Source organism: Herbidospora cretacea (genome assembly GCF_001570605.1).
GTDB classification, from domain to species: Bacteria; Actinomycetota; Actinomycetes; order Streptosporangiales; family Streptosporangiaceae; genus Herbidospora; species Herbidospora cretacea.
In genome coordinates, this window is the sequence record NZ_BBXG01000006.1 from 199030 (window position 1) to 221485 (window position 22456).

Here is a 22456-nt window from a genome sequence, read left to right on the forward strand (position 1 = left end):
CCAGCTTTCTTCCGGCCCGCTGGAGGTATGGCGATGGAGCGGGCAGGATGACATCACCTTCGGTTCAAACCGGCCGTTGGGTCATCTCGCGTCAGATAACGTCATGAGGGTGGAGATCATGCGACCGGGGATCCTGGCCCTCGTGGTGGTCGGCCTCACCGCGGCCTGTAGCGCCCCGGCGGGCGTCGCGGGCGTGAGCACGCATCCCCCCGAGCCCGCCACGGCCCTGCCGCTCGACGACTCGACCTCGCCGGAGCCGGCCTTCATCGCGGCGGCGGTGCCGCCCACCGGTGACGAGCCGGTGCGGCTGCCGCCGCCGAAGCTGTCGAAGTTCCAGTACGCCTTCCCGGTCAAGGGGTGTGAGGTCAGCTACGCGCGCAAGCTGCTCGTGCTGCCCAAGACGACGATCTGGGCCGACAAGGGGTGCGCCTTCGTGGCGCCGGTGTCGGGGACGATCCGCGAGGTCAACGTCCAGAACCGGTGGGTGCCCTCGACCGACAGGGGCGGCGACCGCGAAGGGCGGTTCGTCACGCTGCTCGGCGACGACGGGGTGCTCTACCTGGGCGGCCACCTCGACACCGTGAAAGAGGGGATCACGCCGGGGACGAAGGTGAAGGCGGGGCAGCAGCTCGGGACGGTCGGCAACACCGGCAACGCGCGCGACACCGCCAGCAACCTCTACTTCGCGATGACCTGGAAGACCGACGCCAACGAGTGGTGGATCCGGCGCGGCATGGTCGAGCCGTGGGACTACCTCGACGCGTGGCGGAACGGCAACCGCACCTACTCGCCGCTGGCGGAGATGCGGAGCGTGCGGAAGAAGACCGGGCCGCTGCCGGCGTGCTCGGTGGCGTGCGCGGCCAAGCCGGAGGTCAAGGGCGTCGAACGGCCCCGGCCCACGCCGACGAAGAAGCCCGTCAAGCCCGTCGAGGTCGGACCTCTGGGCGTCGACCTGCTGGCCGGTGACTAGACTCACGACGTGGCAGGCCGGATCAGCGATGACGACATCGCCCTCGTCAGGGAGCGTTCCCCGATCGCCGACGTGGTCGGCGAATACGTCCAGCTCCGCAACGCCGGAGGCGGCAATCTCAAGGGCCTGTGCCCGTTCCACGAGGAGAAGTCGCCCTCGTTCAACGTGACCCCCGCGCGGGGGATGTACTACTGCTTCGGCTGCTCCGAGGGCGGCGACGTCATCTCCTTCCTCCAGCGGATCGACGCGCTGACCTTCGCCGAGTCGGTCGAGCGGCTGGCCGGGCGGGCGGGCGTCCAGCTCCGCTACGAGCAGGGCGGCTACGTGCCGGGCCGGCAGCAGGGGGAGCGGTCGCGGCTGATCGAGGCCCACAAGGCCGCCGCCGAGTTCTACGTCTCCCAGCTGACCTCGCCCGAGGCCGCGGTCGCCCGCAAGTTCCTGTCGGAGCGCGGGTTCGAGCGGGCCGACGCCGACCATTTCGGGGTCGGCTACGCCCCCAACGAGTGGGAGGCGCTGTCGCGCCACCTGATGGGGCGGGGTTTCGGCGTCCAGGAGCTGATCAAGGGCGGGCTGGCCCGGGAGGGCCGCCGGGGGCCGATCGACCGGTTCCGGGGGCGGCTGATCTGGCCGATCCGCGACATCACCGGCGACGTCATCGGCTTCGGCGCCCGCAAGCTCCACGAATCCGACGACGGCCCCAAATACCTGAACACCCCCGAGAGCCCGATCTACCACAAGAGCTCGGTCCTCTACGGCGTCGACCTGGCCAAGCGCGAGATCTCCAAGCGCTCCCAGGCGGTCGTGGTCGAGGGCTACACCGACGTGATGGCCCTCCACCTGGCGGGGGTGCCGACCGCCGTGGCCACCTGCGGCACCGCCTTCGGCGAAGACCACATCAAGGTGCTGCGCCGGATCCTGTTCGACCAGGGCCAGGGCGAGGTCATCTTCACCTTCGACGGTGACTCGGCCGGGCAGAAGGCCGCGCTGCGGGCGTTCCAGGACGAGCAGAAGTTCGTGACCCAGACCTTCGTGGCGGTCCAGCCCGACGGGCTCGACCCCTGTGACCTGCGGGTCCAGAAGGGCGACGCGGCCGTCCGCGACCTGGTGGCCAGCCGCGAGCCGCTGTTCGCCTTCGCCATCCGCAACGTGATCGGCCGCTACGACACCAGCACCAACGAGGGCCGCCTGGCGGCGCTCGACGCCGTGGTGCCCGTGGTCGGGTCGATCAAGGACCCCACGCTGCGCAAGATGTACACGGTCGACGTCGACCGGTGGCTCGGCATCATGGACGAGAGCCTGGTGAGCGCGAGAGTGGCCGAGGTCGCCGCCCGCCCGGCCGAGCCGCGTGCCAGGACGAAGGCCGCCGCGCCGATGGATCCGGTGGCCCGCCTGGAACTGGAGGCGCTGAAGCTCGCGATCCAGCGGCCGGCGCTGCTCGGGCCCGAGTTCGACGTCCTCGGCGCGGGGGCCTTCACCGTCCCCGAGCACGCCGCGCTGTTCGCGCTGGTCGCCTCGTGCGGCGGCACGGCGGCCGGCGGCCCCGGCGGGCGGCAGTGGGTCGAGACGCTCCTCGCGGCCGCCTCCGAGGATCTCAGGCCGCTGCTCACCCGTCTCGCGGTCGATCCGGTGAAGGTCGAGACCAACGTCGAGGAGCGCTACGGCATGGCCGTTCTGGCCAAGCTCCAAGAGGTCACCGTGGGTCGTCAGCTCGACGCGCTGAAGGCGACGATGCAGCGGCTGAACCCGGTCGACCAAGTGGCCGACTACAACCGGATGTTCGCCGAACTGGTCGCCCTCGAACAGCAGCGACGCGTCTTGAGAGAACGCGCCGCCGGGGCGTGAATATCAATTCCTATCCGCCCCTCACAGAGGCGAAACACGGGTTTGATATCGATTCGGTAATGACACAGATCTTACCTTCGGTGACAAAAATAGGCCTGCCGTTTTGTTGTGGTTGTACCGCAGACTGTGTTCCGTGGGTGCATCGGTGCTGCCAAGCGGGCCGCCATCGGTAGACCAGGTGGCCGAGCTCGTCGTGAAGGGAAGGGAGCGCGGGAGCGTCACGGTTGACGACGTGGCCGCCGCGCTCGACCGATCCGGGCTTGAGGCCGACGCGCTGGAGCGCGTCGTGCGCATGCTCGCCGAGAACGGAGTGGAGGTCCTCGAGCCCCAGGGCGACGAGGAGACATCCAAGCCAGACGAGGAAGACGTCACCAAGAGGGCGCCGACCAGCGACCTGGTAAGGATCTACCTCAGGGAGATCGGCCGGGTTCCGCTGCTCACCGCCGAGGAGGAGGTGGAACTCGCCAAGGCCATCGAGGCCGGTCTCTTCGCGGAGGACAAGCTCTGTGAGAGCCCCGCGATCAGGGTGGCCAGGCCCGAGTTCGAGGACCTGGTGTGGGAGGGCGTCCGGGCCAAGCAGCGTCTCATCGAGGCGAATCTGCGGCTCGTCGTCTCCATCGCCAAAAGGTATGTCGGCCGTGGAATGTTATTCCTGGACCTCATTCAGGAAGGCAATCTCGGATTGATCCGTGCGGTCGAGAAATTCGACTACACCAAGGGCTACAAGTTCTCCACTTATGCCACGTGGTGGATTCGGCAGGCGATCACCAGAGCCATTGCCGATCAGGCGCGGACCATTCGAATTCCGGTCCACATGGTCGAGACGATCAACAAACTGGTGCGGGTCCAGCGGCAGCTGCACCAGGATCTCGGCCGGGAGCCGGCGCCCGAGGAGATCGCCGCCGAGATGGACCTGCCGATCGACCGGGTCATCGAGATCCAGCGGATCGCGCAGGAGCCCGTCTCGCTCCAGTCGCCCATCGGCGAGGAGGACTCCGACCTCGGGGACTTCATCGAGGACGCCGACGCCGTGGTGCCGATCGAGGCCGCCGCGTTCATCATGCTGCAGGACCAGCTCGACGACATCCTCGCGACGTTGTCCGAGCGGGAGCAGCGCATCATCCAGCTCAGGTTCGGCCTCGCCGACGGGCATCCGCGCACGCTGGAGGAGGTCGGCCGCGAGTTCGGGGTGACCCGGGAGCGCATCCGCCAGATCGAGTCCAAGACGCTGGCCAAGCTGCGTCACCCGACGCGTGCCCAGATGCTCCGCGACTACCTGGACTGACCGTCATCGGATACGGCCCGTGCCCCCTTCGGAGGGCACGGGCCGTCCGCTTGTACATTCACCGGTATGCCTCTGTTCGGGAACCGCCTGCCCGCCGACGTCCGCGCCCGCCTGTCGGGGGAGCGGCCGCTCAGCTCCGCCCGCACGCCGTCCGGCGACCACGCCGTCGCGACCTTCGTGGCGCTGCACCTGCCCGGAGGTGAACGGGTGCCGTGGCACACCGTCGACAAGGCCACCTGGGACGAAACCGGGGTAACCATTACAACCGTTACAGGCGGCGTTTATCGTGTCGATTTGGAAGAACCCGGCTTCCTGCCCGAAACCATCCGGGAAAGGGTGCAGAACTCCATCGTCGCCAACCGCTATGTGAAACTCACCACAAACGCGGGGGTCCGCTTCATCGCCCGGCGCATCGCGGGCAGTGATGTCATCGAGTGGGAACTGGCGTTCGACGACGGGATCGACGGCGGCGACCCCGGCGTGCTGGCCGCCGCCGAGCAGGCCCTGGAGCAGGTCCGCCGCAGCCTCGGCGTCTGATCCTCCCCATACGACGAGGGCCCGCCCCCTGCCGGGACGGGCCCTCGTCGTGTCGTTGTCAGGTGATCCGGTTGACCTCTGGGTCTGGCCAGCCTGTCGGACCGGCTGTGGTCTCCCCGTCCCAGGGGTCAGGCTTACGCAGGAACGGGACCCTGTCCTTGGCCGCGACGGTCATCTTCGACACACGTGCCCCCACCAGCCCGGCCGCCTCCTGCACGGCGGGACTGTCGGACACCCGCTTCGTCGCACGCACGATCTGCTCATAGCGCTCACGCCCGGCGCGGGTGCCCAGGACGTATCCAAGACCCAGCCCGGCGGCGAACATCACCTTGTACCGCATCTTCCACCTCCGCGCTTCGCTACCTCGGCCCCTACCCAATGGGTCCTCTTCTATCCAAACCGGGCCGACTCAAAGCCTGGATCAATGGATGTGACAGACCACCCCCGGAGTGCGCTAATCTAGTTCCGCGCCGCAAGGAAAGCCGCAAGGCAAGCGGAGCACCGCACGATCCCGTGTAGCTCAATCGGCAGAGCAGCCGGCTGTTAACCGGCAGGTTATAGGTTCGAGTCCTATCGCGGGAGCTGCCAGAAAGCCCCGGCCTGAGAGATCAGGCCGGGGCTTCTTCGTGTGCGCACCCACCTGTCGATCCTGACGCTGTGTCGCGAAGGATGCACAGAGATAGATGACAAATCCGGTGCAAGCGCAGAAAATGTGATCCGCGCTGTGCGTCTGCCGACGGGCGGCGTGGTCGCCGCGGACCAAACTACGCACCGGCGGTGGGGAGAGGGCCACCGCCACGAGGGTCGTCGTCGCCGCCCGGAACGGCCACCGGCGATCCGCGAGGGGAATTCGCGATGCGGACGTGGTGGAGAAGATCCGATGACGAGAGCGGTGGCGAGGGGGTCGACTGGGAAGAGGCGGCGGAGTTCGTCCGGCTGCACCATGCCGAGGTGCCCTCGGCCGGGCCCGTGGAGGTGCGGCTGCGGGAGATCGCGGCCGAGATCGAGCAGACCGGCACGTACACGCACACGCTCGACGAACTGACTTTCGGCGCGCGGGTGGCCTGGCGGAACAGCGGGCGGTGCATCGGGCGGCTCTACTGGCAGTCGCTGCGGGTCCGCGACCGGCGTGAGGTCGACACGGCCGACGCCATCGCCGACGAGTGCGTGGCCCATCTGCGCGAGGCGACCAACGGCGGCCGGGTGCGGCCGACGATCACCGTGTTCGCCCCCGACCGGCCCGGTCAGCGGGCTGCCCGGATCCGCAACGACCAGCTGATCCGGTACGCCGGCTACGAACGCGACGGCGAGGTGGTCGGCGACCCGGGCTACGTGGAGTTCACGCGGGTGGCCGAGGCGCTCGGCTGGGAGGGCGACGGCGGGCGGTTCGACGTGCTGCCGCTGCTGATCGACGTGAAGGACCACGTGGAGATGCGCGAGCTGCCGCCCGAGGTGATCCTGGAGGTGCCGCTGATCCATCCCCACTACCCGTGGTTCGCGGAGCTGGGGCTGCGCTGGCACGCCGTCCCGGCGATCTCGAACATGTGCCTGGAGATCGGCGGGGTCTGCTATCCGGCGGCGCCGTTCAACGGGTGGTACATGGGCAGCGAGATCGGCGCCCGCAACCTCGCCGACACCGGGCGCTACGACCAGCTCCCGGTGATCGCGCGCAGGCTCGGCATGGACACCTCCAGCGACCGCACGCTCTGGCGCGACCACACCCTCGTCGAGCTCAACGTGGCGGTGCTCCACTCCTTCGCCGAAGCGGGGGTGACCATGACCGACCACCACACCGAGGCCCGGCGGTTCATGACCCATCTGGAGAAGGAGGAGCGCTCGGGGCGGGTCTGCCCCGCCGACTGGTCGTGGATCGTCCCGCCGCTGTCGGGGGCGCTGACGCCCGTCTTCCACCGCTACTACGACGAGGTGACGCTCAAGCCGTCCTTCACCCACCACCGAGCGCTGTAGTAGAACTTTGTTCGTGAGTGACTTGGTGCTGAGCGAGATCGCCGGCGGCGTCCTGACGCTGACCTTCAACCGTCCCGAGCGCCTCAACGCGTGGACCGACGCGCTCGGGACGCGCTACTTCGACTTGCTCACCCAGGCCGAGGCCGATCCGGCGGTGCGGGTGATCGTGGTGACCGGCGCAGGACGGGGGTTCTGCGCCGGGGCCGACTTCGAGACGCTCACCGCGCTCCAGGAGGGGACGCTCACGGGCTCCACCGAGACCCGGGCCACCACCTTCCCCACGACGATCGGGAAGCCGATCATCGCGGCCGTGAACGGCGCGTGCGCGGGCCTGGGCATGGTGCACGCCCTCCTGTGCGATCTCGTCTTCACGGCCGCCGAGGCGAAGTGGACCACCGCCTTCTCCCGGCGCGGCCTCATCGCCGAATACGGTCTCGCCTGGGTGCTGCCGAAGCTGATCGGCCAGGGGCGCGCGCTCGACCTGCTGCTGTCCGGCCGCACCTTCACGGGAGAGGAGGCGGCCGGGCTCGGGCTGGCCCTGCGCGCGGTGCCCGGGTCCTCGCTGACCGAGGTGGCCGGCGCCTACGCCCGCGACCTGGCCGCCCACAGCTCGCCGACCTCGATGGCGGTGATCAAGCGGCAGGTCTGGGGCGACTGGGAGCTGTCGCTCGACTCCTCCCGTACGAACGCCGAGCGCCTCATGGCCGCGTCGTTCGGCCGGGCCGACTTCGCCGAGGGAGTGGCCAGCTTCCTGCAGAAACGCCCGCCGGAGTTCCCGCCCTTCACTGGGTAGGGCCACAGGCGAGGTGATGCGACATGGCGTTCCCAATCGTCACACGGACCCTGCACCGTCACATCGACGTCGACGGCCTGCGGGTCTTCTACCGCGAGTCCGTACCGGAGACCGAGCAGGCGCCGACGCTGCTCCTGCTGCACGGCTTCCCGTCGGCCTCCCACCAGTACCGGCGGCTCATCGACGCGCTCGGCGCCCACTACCGGCTGATCGCGCCGGACATGCCCGGCTTCGGCCACAGCGACGTCCCGCACGGCCCGCTGACCTTCGACCGGCTCGCCGACGTCATGGCGGGCTTCGTGCAGAGGCTCCGCCTCGATCATTTCGTCCTGTACGTCTTCGACTACGGCGCCCCGGTCGGCTTCCGCCTGGCCCTGCGCCACCCGGACCGGATCGCCGGCCTGGTGATCCAGAACGGCAACGCCTACGAAGAGGGCCTCTCGCCGATCATGCGGAACCTGATCGCCCTGGAGCCGGGCCCCGCCGGGGAGAAGGCGGCCCGCGAGATGCTGACCCTGCCGACCACCCGCCACCAGTACGAGGCCGGCACGACCGACGTCAGGCTCGTCTCGCCGGACAGCTGGGTGCTCGACCAGTACTTCCTCGACCAGCCCGAACGGGCCCGCCCGCAGGTCGAGCTGCTGCTCGACTACCGCCACAACGTCGGCCACTACCCGGAGTGGCAGGAGTGGCTCCGGACGTCCACGCCACCGACCCTGATCACCTGGGGCCGCGACGACATGTTCTTCCCGGAACCCGGCGCGCGGGCCTACCTCCGCGACCTGCCGGACGCGCAACTCCACGTGTTCCCGACCGGGCACTTCGCCCTGGAGGAGCACCTGCCGGAGATCGCGCCGCTGATCGCCGACTTCCTCGACGCGACGTGGAAGCTGGTCAGCCCCAGGTGAGCGGATCGAGGCAGAGGTAGAACCGGAGCCGGTCGGGGTCGACGTCGAAGAGCCCCGCCCTCGGCGTCTCCCCGGCGGTGGCGAAGAGCAAGGCGTAGTCGGCGTGGGGATCGGCCAGGCCCAGCCGCCCGAGGTCGACGAAGCCGGTGACCGTCAGGGTCGCCGGGTCGACCACGATGTTGGGCAGGGTCAGGTCGCCGTGGCACACGACGGCCTGCTCGGCCTCCTGCCGGTGACGCAGGTCGAGTTCCGGCGTCAGGCGGGCCAGGAGCTCGGCCGGCGGGGTCCCGACCTGGTCTTCGGGGAGGAAATCGGGGTTGACCGCGTCGCGCGCGACGACGTCGGCGGCCTTGGCGTACATGAGCGACAGGTCCCGGGAGAACGGGCAGCCGGGGAGGGCGTGGAGGCGGCCCAGCACCTCCGCGATCGACGGCCAGGTCTTCCGGAGGTCGTCGCGGGAGAGCCGGTCGGCGGGCACGCCCCGCACCGCTGAGGTCACCAGGCAGGCGCCCTCGTCGGTGATCCGCCAGTCGAGCACGCGCTGGCCCGGGAAGTCCTGGGCGGCGAGCCACTCGACGCGGTCGCGTTCGGCCGCCAGGTCGTCGGCGGGGCCGTACTTGGCGTAGCGGGCGCCGTCGGGCGACCGGAACACCCGCGCTCCTGATTCGCCGTGGGCGACGGGCGTCCAGTCGTCGTGACCGGTCATCAGGCGAGCCGCCGGGCTCCGGCCGAGGGGGTGGCGGTGCGGAAGACGGGGGCCTTCCAGCCCCTGTCCTCGTAGGCGTCGGCGACGGTGCGGCGCATCGCGTCGGCGCGTTCGGCGGTCACCAGGGCGATGGCCGAGCCGCCGAAGCCGCCGCCGGTCATCCGGGCGCCCCGCGCGCCGCCCCTGATCGCCGACTCCACCGCCACGTCGAGCTCGGGGCAGCTCACCTCGAACTGGTCGCGGAGGGACAGGTGGGAGGCGTTGAGCAGCGCGCCGATCTCGGCGACCGCGCCCGCCCGCAGGAGGCCGACGACGGCCTCCACGCGGTGGTTCTCGGTCACGACGTGCTGGGTGCGGTCGCGCTCCTTCCCGCTCAGCCCGGACAGGGCGGCGGCGAGGTCGGTGACGTCGCGCAGGGTCTCCACGCCCAGCGTCCGGGCGGCGTTCTCGCAGTCGCGGCGGCGCGCGGCGTACTGGCCGTCGGCCAGTTCGTGGTGGACGCCGGTGTCGATGATGACCAGTTCGAGCCCGTGGGAGGGCAGGTCGAGGGGGATCGCGCGGCTGCCGAGGGTGCGGCAGTCGAGGAGGAGGGCGTGGCCCTCCTTCGACAGCGCCGAGGCGGCCTGGTCCATGATCCCGCAGGGCATGCCGACGACCTCGTTCTCGGCCCGCTGCCCCAGCTTGGCCAGGTCGAGCGGCTGCTGACCGAGGTCGTGGAGGTCGTTGAGGGCCAGCGCGACGGAGATCTCCAGGGCCGCGCTGGACGACAGGCCCGCGCCCCGGGGGACGTCGCCGTCGATCGCGATGTCGGCGCCGCCGACCGGGAGACCGGCCGCGCGCATGGTCAGCGCCACCCCGATCGGGTAGGCCGCCCAGCCCTCGACCTCCTCCACCGGCTCGCCGCCCGCCTGGACCGACACGACCCGCACCCGGTCGTCGGACCGTCTGCTCACCGCCGCCGTCACGCCCCAGGGGACCGCGAAGGGGAGCACCAGACCGTCGTTGTAGTCGGTGTGCTCGCCGATGAGGTTGACCCGGCCGGGGGCGTGCCAGACGCCCTCAGGAGTGCCGCCGAAGGCGGTGGCGAAGGAGGAGACGACCCGCATGGCCGTTAGGTTATCGCTGTGGTCTCGCCGCTCACCCCCGCCGACGGGGTCCTGTTGAAGCGGGACGACCTTCTTCATCCCGACATACCAGGCAACAAATGGCGGAAGCTCAAGTACAACATCACGGGCGAACCGCTGGTGACCTTCGGAGGGGCCTACTCCAACCACATCCGCGCGGTCGCGGCGGCCGGGCGCGCGCTGGGCTTCGCCACCGGCGGGGTCATCCGCGGCGAACCGGTCCGCAACGAGGTGCTCGACTTCGCGGTGGCGTGCGGGATGCGGCTGGTGTTCGTGACCCGGGCGCTCTACCGGGAGAAGGGTTCGGCGGAGATGCTCGGCCTGCTCGACGCCGAGTTCCCCGGCCACCGCGTGCTGCCCGAGGGCGGCTCGAACGCCGCGGCGGTGCGCGGGTGCATGGAGATCGGGCCGGAGCTGGCCCACCTGGGCGAGGCGGTGGTCTGCTGTCCCGTCGGGACCGGCGGCACGCTGGCCGGGCTCGCGGCCGGGCTGCCGCCGGGGTTCACGGCGGTCGGCTTCTCGGTGCTCAAGGGCGGCGGGTTCCTCGACGACGAGGTCGCGCGGCTGCAGACCGAGGCGCTCGGCCACGTCACGACCAACTGGCGCATCGAGACCGGGTTCCATTTCGGGGGCTATGCCCGGACCACTCCGGAACTGAGCGCGTTCATCCGTGATTTCGAGGCGCGCCACGGGCTCCGGCTCGACCCTGTCTACACGGCCAAGATGATGTACGGGATCCGCTCGCTCGGGCTCGGTCCCACGGTGGTCGCGTTGGTCACCGGTAAGGTGTGAGGGTGCTGCTGGGCGAGGGCGTACACGCCGCGATCACCGACCGTCACGGGGGCGTGAGCGGGCCGCCCTACGGCAGCCGCAACCTCGGCGGGGCGGTCGGCGACGACCCCCGCAGCGTCGAGGCCAACCGCCGCGTGACCGCCGAAGAGTTCGGCGTCGATCCGTCCCGCGTCGTCATGATGCGGCAGGTCCACGGGCGCGACGTCGCCTATGTCGACCGGCCGTTCACGGGTGAGCCGCCCGAGGTCGACGCGATCTTCACCGCCGAAGAGGGGCTGGCGCTGGTGTCGCTGGCCGCCGACTGCGCCCAGGTGCTGGTGGCCGATCCCGCCGCGCGGCTGGTCGGCGCCGCCCACTCGGGGCGGCCGGGGACCCTCGCCGGGGTGGTGCCCGCGCTGGTGGAGGCCATGGCCGGGCGCGGGGGAGACCCGTCCCGGATGGTCGCGCTGGTCGGGCCGGCCGCCTGCGGGCGGTGCTACGAGGTGCCCGCCGCGATGCGCGACGAGGTCGCCGCCGTCGTCCCCGAGGCCTGGGCGACCACCTCGCGCGACACCCCGTCGGTCGACCTGCGGGCCGCCATCGCGGCGCAGCTCGCGCGGGCCGGGGTGGCCGACGTCAGGCACGACGACCGGTGCACCATCGAATCGGCCGATCTGTATTCATACCGCCGGGAAGGCCGCACCGGGCGCTTCGGGGCCTATATCTGGCTCGACTAGGAACTTTCCCTCGTGTTCCGCTCGTTCTCCGGGCATGGGATGGGACTACAGGAAGTCCGTAAAAGTCGGACCGATGCGCTTTCACCTTTCACGTCACGGCGTCTCCCGCAGCTACGGAGGCCGCCGTTTCCACGTCTACCGCACCCCTGACGGCCGCCGCCACGTGAGCGTGCGGCTGCCCGGCGGGTTCCACCTCGGCAAGACGTTCTAGTCTCACTATCTGATACATATCCTCTCGCATCGCGAGACTGGGGATACTCTCGTGCCCATGCACTACACGCATGGGCACCATGAGAGCGTGCTGCGGTCCCACCGCTGGCGCACCGCCGAGAACTCCGCGGCCTACCTCCTGCCGCACCTGACCCCCGCCACCACCCTGCTCGACGTGGGATGCGGCCCCGGCACCATCACCGCCGACCTGGCCGCGCGGGTCGCCCACGTCACCGCCACCGAGATCGGCCCCGGCGAGCTCGACCTCGCCCGCGCCGAGGCGGCGCGACGCGGGACTCCGAACATCGCCTTCGCGGTGGCCGACGTGCACGCGCTGCCGTACCAGGACCGGGAGTTCGACGTCGTGCACGCCCACCAGGTGCTGCAGCACGTCGCCGACCCGGTGCGGGCGCTGCGCGAGATGGGCCGCGTCGCCGGTCTGGTCGCCGCCCGCGACAGCGACTACGGCGCCTTCACCTGGTTCCCGGCGCTGCCGGAACTCGACGAGTGGCTCGCGCTCTACTACGCGGTCGCCGCCCTCAACGACGGCGAGCCCGACGCGGGCCGGCGGCTGCTCTCGTGGGCCCGCGCGGCCGGGTTCACCGACATCGAGGTCTCCACGTCGACCTGGTGTTACGCCAATCCGGAGGACCGGGCCTTCTGGGGCGGCATGTGGGCCGAACGCGTCGTGAAGTCGTCGCTGGGCCGCCAGGCGCTGGCGGCGGGCCTGGCCACCGAGCGGGACCTGCGGCGCATCGCCGACGGCTGGCTGACGTGGGCGGCCGACCCCGACGGGTTCCTGTCGATCACTCACGGCGAGGTCCTCTGCCGTGTTTCCTGAGGCAGATTCAGAGCGCGAGCCACAGCCGGCCTTCGGCCGTCAGCGTCTCGCTTGACCTTGACGCTGATGTCAAGGTTTAACCTGCGGGTATGCGGATCGGTGAGCTGGCACGGCGCTCGGGAGTGAGCACCCGTTCGCTGCGCCATTACGAGGAGAAGGGCCTGCTGGTCTCCCGCCGGAGCACCAACGGATACCGCGACTACGACGAGACCCATGTCAGGCTCGTGCAGGAGATCCGGGCGCTGATGGCGGTCGGCTTCACCCTGGAGGACGCGCGCCCGTTCGTCGCCTGCCTGCAGGCCGGCAACGAGTCGGGCGGCGTCTGCCCCGAGTCGGTGGAAGTGGTCCGCCGCAAGCTCATCGAGATCGACACCGAGATCCGGGACCTGATGGCCCGCCGCGACGAGATGCTACGGAGGAACACATGATCGAGGTCACCGCCGAGACGTTCGAGCGTGACGTGCTGGGCAGCGATCGCCCGGTGCTGCTCGACTTCTGGGCCGAGTGGTGCCCGCCGTGCAAGATGATCGCGCCCGTGCTGGAGGAGATCGACCGCGACCACGGCGACAAGGTGGTCGTCGCGAAGATCAACGCTGACGAGAACCCGTCGATCGCGCTCCGCTACAACGTCCTCGGGCTGCCCACCCTGAACCTCTATCGCGACGGCGAGGTCGTCCACCAGATCAAGGGCACCCGCCCCAAGCGGGCCATCCTCGACCAGATCGCCCCTCACATCTGAGCCTGGAACTGCTCGAACGCCTCATCGGTGAACAGGACGAACCGCACCTCCTCCACCTTCGTGGGGGTGTCCCTGACGGTCCCGACCGCGATGCGCGCCGCGTCGTCCATCGGCCACCCGTAGATGCCCGCCGAGACCGCCGGGAAGGCGACCGTTCTGGCCCCCAGCTGGTCGGCCACGTGGAGCGACTCGCGGTAGCACGACCTGAGGATGTGCGACCGGTCCTCCGACCTGCTGTGGACCGGCCCGACGGTGTGGATCACCCATTTCGCCGGCAGCCGCCCGGCCGTCGTCGCCACCGCCTGGCCCGGCGGCAGCCCCTTGCCGTAGGCGGAGGCCCGCAGTTTGCGGCAGGCCTCCAGGATCTCGCTGCCACCCTTGCGGTGGATCGCGCCGTCGACGCCGCCCCCTCCCAGCAGTGAGGAGTTGGCGGCGTTGACGATCGCGTCGGCCCGCTGATCGGTGATGTCACCCTGAACCACAATGATCCGCATGGCCGGATCCTGCCCGCTGGATCAGACGTTCACCACGTCGAACTGCTCCCAGGGCCCGACGGCGGTCCGGTTGGCGATGAGGGGCTGCGCGCCCCCGCCGTCGGCGCAGACGTAGTTGCCGTTGGCCTGGGCGCGGAGGCTGATCGTGCCGTTGGGGTTGTTGACGACCTGGAAGGTCTCCCACGGCCCGACGGCCGTCCGGTTCGCGACGAGCGGCTGGGCTCCGGCCGCCTCGGCGGCGACGTAGAGGTTGTTCGCCCGCGAGCGCAGCGCGATGTTGCCGTTGCCCAGGTCGATGCGGTCGAACGTGGTGGCGGTGCCGTTCGCGACCAGGGTCGGCCCGGCGTTGACGAGCTGGTTGTTGGCGCGCGAGCGGAGCTGGATGCCCGGCGTGCCGCTCGTGGCCCCGAACCAGGCCAGGTCGAAGGCGTTGGCCATCGCCTGGAAACCGGCGTCGTTGGGGTGGAGGTGGTCGCCCGGGTCGTAGGCGGGCAGGAAGCGCGTCGGGTTGGCCGGGTCGCGGGTGGCGGCGTCGAAGTCGACCACCCGGTCACAGCCGCTGCCCGCGCTGCGCACCCACGCGTTGTACGCGGCCCGGCTGTTCTCGCCCTCCTGCGTCCAGTAGTTCGCGCCCTGGAAGGGGGTCAGCGTGGCGCAGATGAACTGGATGCCCCGGGCGTGCGCCCGGTCGACGAGGTTCTGCGCGCCGGTGATGAGCTGCTGCGCCGTGGGCACCGGCCGGTTGGACCCGACGTCGTTGATGGGATTGTCGGCGAAGACGACCCACTTCACCCCCGTCTGGTTGAGCACGTCGCGCTCGAACCGGTTGATGGCGCTCTGCCCCGCGCCGTCGCGGAGCAGCTGGTTGCCGCTGATGCCCTGGTTCACCACGCCGACCGTCCGCCCGGAGGCGTTGAGCCGGTCGGACAGCAGGTTCGGCCAGCGCCGGTTGGCGTTGTGGCTGGACGCGACCCCGTCGACGATCGACGCGCCCAGCGCGACGATCGTGCCGGCGCCGGCGGGGTTGTCGACGTCGACGCCCGACAGGATGAAGTTGTCACCCGTCTCGCCGGTCGGCGTGATGGAGGCGTTGCCCGCCACGTTGCCCGCCGCGATGTAGCTGGTCTGCAGCGCCGTCTGGTGGTAGGTCGCCGGCCCGGTCGCGGACGGCAGGTGGAAACTGACCGCCAGGTCGGAGGAGGCCGCGACCGGCACGCTCGCCGCGTCGCTGATGGCCAGCCCCCCGATGGGGATCGTCACCGACTGCTGCCCGCCGAACGTCACCAGCCGGTCGCTGGCGGCGTCGACCGACGACCCGCTCGTCCTTCTCGCCACGTGGACGTTGGAGACGGTGAGGGCCCGGGTGCCGAAGGCGTTGGAGAGCTGCACCCGCACGGCCGTCCCGCCGATGCTGGTGCGCACGATCTGCCGCAGCGTCTGGTTGCTGAACTCCCGGTTGGATCCGCTCTGGGGCGACGCGCCCCAGGTGCCGTTCCAGGTGGCGGCCGAGGCCGGAGCGGGCAGGTTGGCCGCGACCAGGAGCGCGACGAGGGCCGCGATGAGCGCCCGGGTTAACCGATGGAACCGATGCATTCTGTCCTTCTCGCCTGTACGGGACCACGCTCGTGATCAGGCCGAGATTAAGCTGACAGGCCTTTGTCGTCAACAGATAGGTTGGATGTATAGGCGTGGGAACGGTGCAAACGGGGCGTTCGAGTGGCTCGAAATCGGACATAGGTCGGATCTTGAGGGTGGCGGGGGTTCGGTTGTCTGGGTTTTGCATGCGAGGGGGGACCGGACAAGTTCGGATATTCGGGGATTTGAAGCATTGTCAGGATGGCCGTTTGGAGTGTTTTGTAACTCCGGAAACAGGGATATCTCTGGAATTCCTGCGCATCAAGTGGCGTGCCCTATACCCTCTGCGGCGTCACGTTTTCATATGAGTGTCCAGAGGGAACCGGCATGCCATTCGCGTGGGGCGATCTCCCGGTGGGGAGGGTGCTCCGCATTGCCGGGGTCGATTCCAGCATTGACGCCAATGTCATGGAATTGTTGCTGGACCCTTTACCGGAGACCGGTCCCGCGGTCGTCACGTATGCGGCGGCGGAGTGCGACTCGCTGCCTGAGCTGGTCGGATCCATCCTCCGCGAACTGGAGACCCTGGCCATCGGCCTGTTCCCCGCATGGTTGCCCGAAGGGGAGAAGCTCGACGGCCCGGGTGGCGCCGGAATGGCGGCCGCGCGTGTTCTCGCGATGCGCATGGCCTCCGGTACCCGTCATTTCGGACCGTTCCTGGCGGAACTCGCCTGCCACGCGATTCAGCACCAGGGCGCGTTCGCGCCCCGGCCGAAACGCGCGTTCCCCGCAGAAGTGCGCGCGGCCGGGCTCGCCCGGGTCATCGCCGCCACATTCCAGCGGGAGGAGGCGGCGCTCGTCGTCCACGTCCCCGAGAAGCTGAGCCCCCACGGGGAGACGGTGTTCGTCGCCGGGTGTGAATGGCTGGCCCATCAGAGCGGAATGGGCGTCTGGCTGGTCGGACGCGAACTCAAGCGGGTCGAGACCGTTCATCTGCTGGTCCCCCCGCCGGTCACCCGGCTCGCGGCCGAATTGCCGTCACCGGAGGCACCGCCCGCCGAGAGCGTCGGGGTGCCGCCGCTGTGCGGGCGGCCCGCCAGGTACAGCGTGGTGGAACAGGCCGTGGAGCGGGCGCTCGGCGAGTGCCCATGGGCCTACGGCCGCACCTGGAACCAGACCTACGCGTCGCCCGATCCCCTTTTCGTGCCGATCCGTACGGATCTCATGTGGGCGGCGGAGAAATGCGTCGTCGAACTCGACGGTCCCGAACACCGGACGCCGGCCCGGATGGAGCTCGACCGGCTCCGCGACCGCCATTTGGAACGTGCCGGGTTCACGGTGCTGCGCTTCACCAACGAGCAGGTGCTCGACGATCTTCCGGCGGTGCTCCGCCGGATCAGGGATTTCCTCCTGGGGCGGCGGAGCCTCGGGCTGAACGAAGGAGCGGTTTGATGTCCGAAGAACGACTGACGTATCAGCAGGTCGCGGCTCTGCTTGTCCTCAAGACATTAGGGACCGAGGTCGGACGCAAGGAACTGGTGGAGACCTGGGGCCTCGACCTCAGCACCAAGAACCGCGCCGGGCTGGTCGACCACAAGTTGATGGAGGTGGAGAAGCGGGGGAACAGCCTTTGGTACTCGATCACAACCGCCGGTGAGGACCGGGCGCTCGAAGAAGTTCAGAAGGGTGTCGCGGTGACTTCGCGGTCGGGCAAGACCTTGGCCCTGCTCTACCTGCACACCCTTCTTTCGCCCGCCTTGCCTCAGGCCGCTGCGCCGGAGCCGCCCGCAGTTGCCGCCGACCTCACCGACGAGGAGGTTGAGGACCGCATTCGTGCGGCCTACGCGAAGATCACCCCAGGTGTGGGGGAGTGGGTCTCCCTGACGAGATTGCGGCCACTGCTCGACGGCATCGACCGGAGCAGGCAGGACAACGCGCTGCGCAGCATGCTGCTGAACTCCTCTGAGGTGCACATCCTCGCAGCCGCGATCCCGGGCCGCCTGTCGCCCGAGGACCACGCGGCCGCCGTCGTGATCGGTGACGAGCCGAACCATCAGCTGCGAATCGGGGAGCGTTGATGATCACTGATTGGTATGCCCTCAGCTCCCTGAACTTCATCTCAAGCGTCGCTGGAGAAGAAGACGTCTGGCAGCCGGTCCCCTTCCACGTGGATGGGATGCACCCCCAGGCAACGCGAGCGCTGACGGCGGGCCTCGAAGCCGCCGCCCGGAGCGTGGGCACCTCCAGCCCGATCGGGGTTGTCCTCGAAGGCACGTCGGGAAGCGGCAAGACCCACCTGATGAGCTGGCTCCGGGAACAGGCCATCCAGCGCGACGGCTACTTCTTCCTGATGAGCGTGCTCGACGCGCGCAACTTCTGGGACAGCACCCTGGTGTCCATCCAGGATGGCCTGGCCAGAGTCGGGACCGATGAGGAGAGCCAGCTCAAGCGCTTTCTCCGCAACCTGACCGCGCAGCTGGCGCTGCCGCGCCGGACCCAGCAGGCGGTCATCGGGAACCAGCCCCTGGAGAAGGGGCACCTCGACGAGTTCCTGCAGGCGCTCTACAAGAAGGACCGCAGAGTCTTCCAGGAGGCCCAGGACACCGCGCGGGCTCTGGTGTTGCAGGCCACCAACGACTACAACCTGGCCAGCGTGGGCGACAGCTACATGTATGGCCTTGACGACGTCGACGGCGGCCGGGGCGAGTGGGGATTCCGCCAGATCGCGCGCAGCCCGCAGGAACTGGTCCGGGACATCTCACGGCTGCTGGCCATGACCGGACCGAGTGTCATGGCCTTCGACCAGCTCGACCCGCTCATCAGCTCGATGGCGCTGTTCGGGACCGGGGAGGTCGACCCGAAGACCCGGGCCACCGCCTTGCAGATCGCCCACGGGCTGACCTCCCTGAGAGAGGTATCCAGCAGGACCCTCTCAGTCGTCTCCTGTCTGCCGGACACCTGGATACTGCTCAAGGAATTGGCAGTGTCCAGCTTCAAGGACCGGTTCGAAGGAACCACGATCCTCAAGCGTATCCCGAGTCCTGAAGTGGGCCGGGAGCTCGTGACCCGGAGGCTTGCTGAGCACTTCAAGAGCATCGGGTTCGAACCGCCCTATCCCACGTGGCCGGTTCGGCCGGAAGCCTTCGCGGAAGCGCCGTTCTACACTCCGCGGAAGGTCCTCAAGGCTCTCACCGAGCACATCAAGACCTGTGTGGCTAGGGGTGAGGTCAAGGAACTGCTGCGGTTCGACGGAGTCGAGACGCACCAGGTCGAGCCGACCACCGCGATCCAGTCGACGCTCAGCGAGATCCACGGGATCGAGACGAAGTTCGCTCTCCTTGAGGACTCCGCTCACGTCACTGGTGCACTCGACCCGACGCAGGAGGACGCCGTCCTGCCCAGCCTGCTCGCCGCCGGGCTCCAGGCGTGGGCCATCGAAAAGGGCGACGACGCCACCGCCTACAAGGTCGACCCGACTTTCGGGCAGCGCACCTCTCTGCACGCTCGTCTCCGGCAGGTGCTCGACGAGACCCGGGAGGACGAGATCCACTGGGCGATTCGCGGTATCAGCGCCAAGCACCCGAACGCGGCGCTGACCCGGCTCAAGCGGGCCGTCATCGCGGCCGGTCTCGAAGCCGAGACGCCCAAGCGCAGGCTCGTCATCATCAGGAACGTTCCGTGGGCGGGCGGTCCGAAGACCCAGCAGGCCCTGGCCGACTTCCGCGCGCGGGGCGGGCGGGTCGTCAAGGTCGACGAGGACGACCTGAAGACCCTCAGCGCCCTGCGCGACCTCATGGCGCAGAATCCGCCCAGCATCAACAAGTGGCTGGTCCTGAAGCGCCCGGCCAGCGCGATCAAGCTGCTCAGAGACCTCTTGGAGGACTGGTCGGACGAGCCGCAGCCAGCCGGGGCCGCCCCGGTCGAGGTGGAGCCGAGCGCCCCGCAGGTGCCGCAAGCCCCAAAAGCACCTGAGGGCGACATCCTCGAGGAGCCGCCCGCACCCGCGCAGTCGCTGCCCACCCGTGAGGCCGGGGTCTCGGGCCACGGTCCGCAGAACGTCCCCGTCGGGGTGCCGTCGCTGATCGTCGGGCGCTCCTATGAGCGTGGGCTTCCCGTCTCCGTCGAGCTGGAGGCGTTGCGGAAGCACGTCGCGATCTTCGCCGGTTCCGGTTCCGGCAAGACCGTTCTGATCAGGCGCATCGTCGAGGAGTGCGCCATCCAGGGTGTCTCCTCGATCGTGCTCGACACCAACAACGACCTCGCCCGGCTCGGCGACCCCTGGCCCGAGGAGCCCTCCGCCTGGGGTCCCGGTGACGCCGCGCGGGCCGCTCGCTACATCGCGGACACCGACGTCGTCGTGTGGACGCCTCGCCGGGAGAAGGGACGGCCGCTGGCCTTCCAGCCGCTGCCCGACTTCGCCGGCGTCCGGGACGACGTCGACGAGTTCAACGAGGCCGTCGACGCCGCCTTCGCCGCGCTGGTCCCCCGGGCCAAGCTTGAGGGGAACACGAGCAAGGCCGAGGTGGCGCGGGCGGTGCTGAAGGAGGCCGTCGTCCACTTCGGGAGGTACAAGGCCGGCGGGCTCAACGGGCTGGTCAACCTGCTCGCCGACTTCCCGGAGGACATCAGCCGGATCAGCGGAGCGGTGAAGATCGCGGATGGGCTCGCCCAGGTGCTCAGGGCCGCGATGGTGAACGACCCGCTGTTCGGGGGTGCGGGGCAGCCGGTCGATCCGGGGCTGCTGCTCACCCCGGCGGCCGGCAAGCGGGCGCGGGTATCCGTCATCTCGTTCGTGGGGTTGCAGAGCGACTCCGAGCGGCAGTCGTTCGTGAACCAGCTCCAGATGGCGCTGTTCGCGTGGATCAAGAAGAACCCCGCGGGGGACCGGCCTCTCGGGGGGCTCTTCGTCATGGACGAGGCGCAGAACTTCGCGCCCTCCGGCGCCGGCACGGTGTGCACGCAGAGCACGCTGGCGCTGGCGTCGCAGGCGCGCAAGTACGGGCTCGGGCTGGTGTTCGCGACCCAGGCTCCGAAGGGGCTGCACAACCGCATCCCGGGCAACGCGGCCACCCAGTTCTACGGGCTCCTCAACGCCCAGGTGCAGATCGAGGCGGCCAAAGAGATGGCCCGGGTGAAGGGGGGCAAGGCCGACGACATCGGGTCGCTCATGAGCGGGCAGTTCTACGTCGCGCCTGAGGGGGCGGGGTTCGCGAAGGTGCGCACACCGCTCTGCCTGAGCCACCACCCCGCCTCGCCGCTGACGACCGAGGAGGTCATCGAGCGAGCCGGCCGGTGACCAGGCAGGTCAGCCAGAACTCGCCCGGGGCGTGCTCGCCCCGCAGGGTGGGGAGGATCGTGCGCGGCACCAGGACGTTGGTCCCCGGGTGCGGCTGCACGACCTCCCCCTCCCGCCGGACCCCCGTCGGCCATGCGGGGTCGGCCGCGTCTTCTATGCGCGACACGCCCTGGTTCGAGGCCGCCCACGCGTAGCCCGCGCCGCTGTCCCTTTCCGTCTCGGTGTCGCGGTCGACGGCGAAGCCGGCCTCGGCGGTGAACAGGCGGCGGGGCGACACGATGCGGTGGACGCGCAGGTGGCCCGGTGGCCGGGGGACCAGCCAGGTCTCGATCTCCACGTCGTCCCACGGCGACCAGCGCAGGTGCAGGTCTCCTTCGGCTGACGGGACCTCGCAGCAGCGCCAGTGCCGGCCGTCCTCGCTCAGGGCCAGGGTGCTGTCGTAGGCGCCCTGCTCCAGGCCGTGGGAACCGGCGGGGACGCTGAAGCCGAACACCGTCGAGTACGCGAACTTGGCGTACTTCGCCGCGCCGCCTCTGGCCCACATGTTGTGCTGCGCGCCGCTGAGCATCACCACGTGGCGGCCCTCGTCGGAGCGCATCAGCGTCACTCCGGGTTCGGGCTGGTGGACGACCCCGTCCGGCAGCGGCGCGGGGGTTTCCGGGGTGGTCCAGAACGGGTGGGCCTCCGGGAGGGCCAGGGGGAGGAAGGCCTTCATGGCCCAGTAGGGGGAGCCGGGCGCGTTGTACTGCTCGGCCAGCAGCGGCTGCGGGTAGGCGTAGCCGATGGTCAGCAGACCGTCCCGGCCGGCCGCCTCGCGGCTCTCCCACCAGCGCAGATGGCGGAGCAGGTAGCCCTTCGTCTCACCCCACGGCAGCGCGTCGACGCCCGCGAACGCCGTCGCGCCCCAGAACGCGGCCTGCGCGTGGCGGTAGGTCATCGACCGGCCGAAGGGCACCGCCGCGCCGTCGGCGGCGAACCAGTGGCGGAAGTCCAGGGCGAAACGGGCGGCTCGGTCGCGGAAGCGCTCGGCTCGGGCGTCCTCGCTCAGACCGGCGTAGATCAGGCCGTAGTAGTGCATGGCGAACGGCACGTAGTAGTCGCGCTGGGCGGTCGGGCCGTCGGAGTACCAGCCTCGCCCGAGGTCGAACGACTCCAGCCGGTCGAGGCGGGGTTCCAGTGCCTTCTCGTCGAACGCGACCCCTACCCGTCTCAACCCGAGGCCGACCATGACGGGGAAGAACTGCCAGTTGTTGTCGACGCCGGCGCGGTCGAGCGCCTGGGACAGCCAGGCCACCACGCGATCCCGCTCGATTCCGCTCAGACCGTCCCATAACTGCTCGGGGGCCAGGGCGAGGGCGAAGCCCAGTGCCGCCGTCTCGACCAGGCGCTGGTCGATCTCGGCGATGTCGCCCCAGTATTCGGGGTGTGCCGGGTCGGTTCCGGCCGCCAGGCCCTCGCGCCACGGGTCCAGGCCCTCGCCCAGCGGGGCCAGGCCCCACAGCGGCCGGGCGAACGCCTCCAGTTCGGCCGCCGCGTCGTCGTAGTGGGCGGTGTTCACGCCCAGGCGCAGGCGTGCCCGTCCGGGGCTGAAGAGAGGCAAGAGCGGGTCGGTCAGATCCCGTACGAGCTGGGCCATCGCCGCACGATCCGCTGCCATCTC

Annotated in this window: 22 protein-coding genes and 1 tRNA gene; 17 read left to right on the forward strand and 6 right to left on the reverse strand. The window is 69.8% G+C overall.

What is annotated here, in order from left to right:
• Window positions 1-118 precede the first annotated feature (118 nt).
• The 4 genes from AW270_RS13645 to AW270_RS13660 all read left to right on the forward strand — a co-directional run bounded on the left by AW270_RS13645 (window position 119) and on the right by AW270_RS13660 (window position 4634).
• Window positions 119-970 carry a M23 family metallopeptidase gene (locus AW270_RS13645; protein ID WP_061294833.1) on the forward strand — a complete coding sequence of 284 codons (852 nt, stop codon included), beginning with the start codon at window positions 119-121 and terminating at the stop codon, window positions 968-970.
• A 9-nt stretch (window positions 971-979) separates the two neighbouring features.
• Complete coding sequence (gene dnaG / locus AW270_RS13650) at window positions 980-2812, forward strand: DNA primase (RefSeq protein WP_061294576.1); 1833 nt, start codon at window positions 980-982, stop codon at window positions 2810-2812.
• Between the two features lie 178 nt (window positions 2813-2990).
• The gene (gene rpoD, locus AW270_RS13655; RefSeq protein WP_245674701.1) at window positions 2991-4097 is read left to right on the forward strand and encodes an RNA polymerase sigma factor RpoD; all 1107 of its coding nucleotides are present in this window, start codon (window positions 2991-2993) and stop codon (window positions 4095-4097) included.
• A gap of 66 nt (window positions 4098-4163) precedes the next feature.
• Entirely contained in the window at window positions 4164-4634 is a 471-nt protein-coding gene (locus AW270_RS13660) for a hypothetical protein (protein ID WP_061294578.1), read from the forward strand.
• Between the two features lie 58 nt (window positions 4635-4692).
• On the opposite strand, the gene AW270_RS13665 is transcribed toward AW270_RS13660, so the two are convergent.
• Window positions 4693-4974, reverse strand: a complete 282-nt coding sequence (locus AW270_RS13665) for a hypothetical protein (RefSeq protein ID WP_061294580.1) — start codon at window positions 4972-4974, stop codon at window positions 4693-4695.
• Between the two features lie 169 nt (window positions 4975-5143).
• Between AW270_RS13665 and AW270_RS13670 the strand changes: the two genes are divergently transcribed.
• From AW270_RS13670 to AW270_RS13685, 4 genes are all read left to right on the forward strand, one after another.
• A tRNA-Asn gene (locus tag AW270_RS13670) sits at window positions 5144-5216 on the forward strand.
• Between the two features lie 273 nt (window positions 5217-5489).
• The gene (locus tag AW270_RS13675) at window positions 5490-6602 is read left to right on the forward strand and encodes a nitric oxide synthase oxygenase (RefSeq protein ID WP_061294582.1); all 1113 of its coding nucleotides are present in this window, start codon (window positions 5490-5492) and stop codon (window positions 6600-6602) included.
• 13 nt (window positions 6603-6615) lie between these two features.
• The gene (locus AW270_RS13680) at window positions 6616-7395 is read left to right on the forward strand and encodes an enoyl-CoA hydratase-related protein (RefSeq protein ID WP_061294834.1); all 780 of its coding nucleotides are present in this window, start codon (window positions 6616-6618) and stop codon (window positions 7393-7395) included.
• Between the two features lie 23 nt (window positions 7396-7418).
• Window positions 7419-8303, forward strand: a complete 885-nt coding sequence (locus AW270_RS13685; RefSeq protein ID WP_061294585.1) for an alpha/beta fold hydrolase — start codon at window positions 7419-7421, stop codon at window positions 8301-8303.
• Here AW270_RS13685 and AW270_RS13690 read toward each other — a convergent pair.
• Both AW270_RS13690 and galK read right to left on the reverse strand, forming a co-directional pair.
• Window positions 8290-9009, reverse strand: a complete 720-nt coding sequence (locus AW270_RS13690; protein ID WP_061294587.1) for an aminoglycoside 3'-phosphotransferase — start codon at window positions 9007-9009, stop codon at window positions 8290-8292. The two genes, AW270_RS13685 and AW270_RS13690, sit on opposite strands and share 14 nt — an antisense overlap.
• Window positions 9009-10115, reverse strand: a complete 1107-nt coding sequence (galK, locus tag AW270_RS13695) for a galactokinase (protein WP_061294589.1) — start codon at window positions 10113-10115, stop codon at window positions 9009-9011. Before galK ends, AW270_RS13690 begins: the two co-directional genes overlap by 1 nt.
• Window positions 10116-10133: 18 nt before the next feature.
• On the opposite strand from galK, the gene AW270_RS13700 reads away from it, so the two are divergent.
• The 6 genes from AW270_RS13700 to trxA all read left to right on the forward strand — a co-directional run bounded on the left by AW270_RS13700 (window position 10134) and on the right by trxA (window position 13431).
• Window positions 10134-10925, forward strand: coding sequence for a 1-aminocyclopropane-1-carboxylate deaminase/D-cysteine desulfhydrase (locus tag AW270_RS13700; RefSeq protein ID WP_218009211.1), 792 nt, complete (start codon window positions 10134-10136; stop codon window positions 10923-10925).
• A gap of 2 nt (window positions 10926-10927) precedes the next feature.
• Window positions 10928-11641 carry a peptidoglycan editing factor PgeF gene (gene pgeF / locus AW270_RS13705; RefSeq protein WP_061294593.1) on the forward strand — a complete coding sequence of 238 codons (714 nt, stop codon included), beginning with the start codon at window positions 10928-10930 and terminating at the stop codon, window positions 11639-11641.
• A gap of 34 nt (window positions 11642-11675) precedes the next feature.
• Entirely contained in the window at window positions 11676-11852 is a 177-nt protein-coding gene (locus AW270_RS37675; RefSeq protein WP_082801531.1) for a DUF4236 domain-containing protein, read from the forward strand.
• A 57-nt stretch (window positions 11853-11909) separates the two neighbouring features.
• Window positions 11910-12692, forward strand: a complete 783-nt coding sequence (locus AW270_RS13710) for a class I SAM-dependent methyltransferase (protein WP_061294594.1) — start codon at window positions 11910-11912, stop codon at window positions 12690-12692.
• Window positions 12693-12781: 89 nt separating this feature from the next.
• Window positions 12782-13120: a MerR family transcriptional regulator gene (locus AW270_RS13715; RefSeq protein WP_061294596.1), complete on the forward strand. Its 339-nt coding sequence runs from the start codon at window positions 12782-12784 to the stop codon at window positions 13118-13120.
• Entirely contained in the window at window positions 13117-13431 is a 315-nt protein-coding gene (trxA, locus tag AW270_RS13720) for a thioredoxin (protein WP_061294599.1), read from the forward strand. Before AW270_RS13715 ends, trxA begins: the two co-directional genes overlap by 4 nt.
• Here the strand turns inward: trxA and AW270_RS13725 are convergent.
• The gene (locus AW270_RS13725; protein WP_061294601.1) at window positions 13422-13925 is read right to left on the reverse strand and encodes an O-acetyl-ADP-ribose deacetylase; all 504 of its coding nucleotides are present in this window, start codon (window positions 13923-13925) and stop codon (window positions 13422-13424) included. The two genes, trxA and AW270_RS13725, sit on opposite strands and share 10 nt — an antisense overlap.
• Before the next feature lie 21 nt (window positions 13926-13946).
• The gene (locus tag AW270_RS37020) at window positions 13947-15518 is read right to left on the reverse strand and encodes a GDSL-type esterase/lipase family protein (protein WP_063819199.1); all 1572 of its coding nucleotides are present in this window, start codon (window positions 15516-15518) and stop codon (window positions 13947-13949) included.
• A 450-nt stretch (window positions 15519-15968) separates the two neighbouring features.
• On the opposite strand from AW270_RS37020, the gene AW270_RS13735 reads away from it, so the two are divergent.
• The 3 genes from AW270_RS13735 (at window position 15969) to AW270_RS13745 (ending at window position 20796) form a co-directional block, all read left to right on the forward strand.
• Window positions 15969-16952 (forward strand): endonuclease domain-containing protein, encoded by a 984-nt coding sequence (locus AW270_RS13735; protein ID WP_063819209.1) that lies wholly within the window; start codon window positions 15969-15971, stop codon window positions 16950-16952.
• Window positions 16952-17578 (forward strand): hypothetical protein, encoded by a 627-nt coding sequence (locus AW270_RS13740; protein WP_061294605.1) that lies wholly within the window; start codon window positions 16952-16954, stop codon window positions 17576-17578. Before AW270_RS13735 ends, AW270_RS13740 begins: the two co-directional genes overlap by 1 nt.
• A 98-nt stretch (window positions 17579-17676) precedes the next feature.
• Complete coding sequence (locus tag AW270_RS13745) at window positions 17677-20796, forward strand: ATP-binding protein (RefSeq protein ID WP_218009212.1); 3120 nt, start codon at window positions 17677-17679, stop codon at window positions 20794-20796.
• On the opposite strand, the gene AW270_RS13750 is transcribed toward AW270_RS13745, so the two are convergent.
• Window positions 20774-22453 (reverse strand): DUF2264 domain-containing protein, encoded by a 1680-nt coding sequence (locus AW270_RS13750; RefSeq protein WP_061294609.1) that lies wholly within the window; start codon window positions 22451-22453, stop codon window positions 20774-20776. The genes AW270_RS13745 and AW270_RS13750 overlap by 23 nt on opposite strands.
• Window positions 22454-22456: the final 3 nt, after the last annotated feature.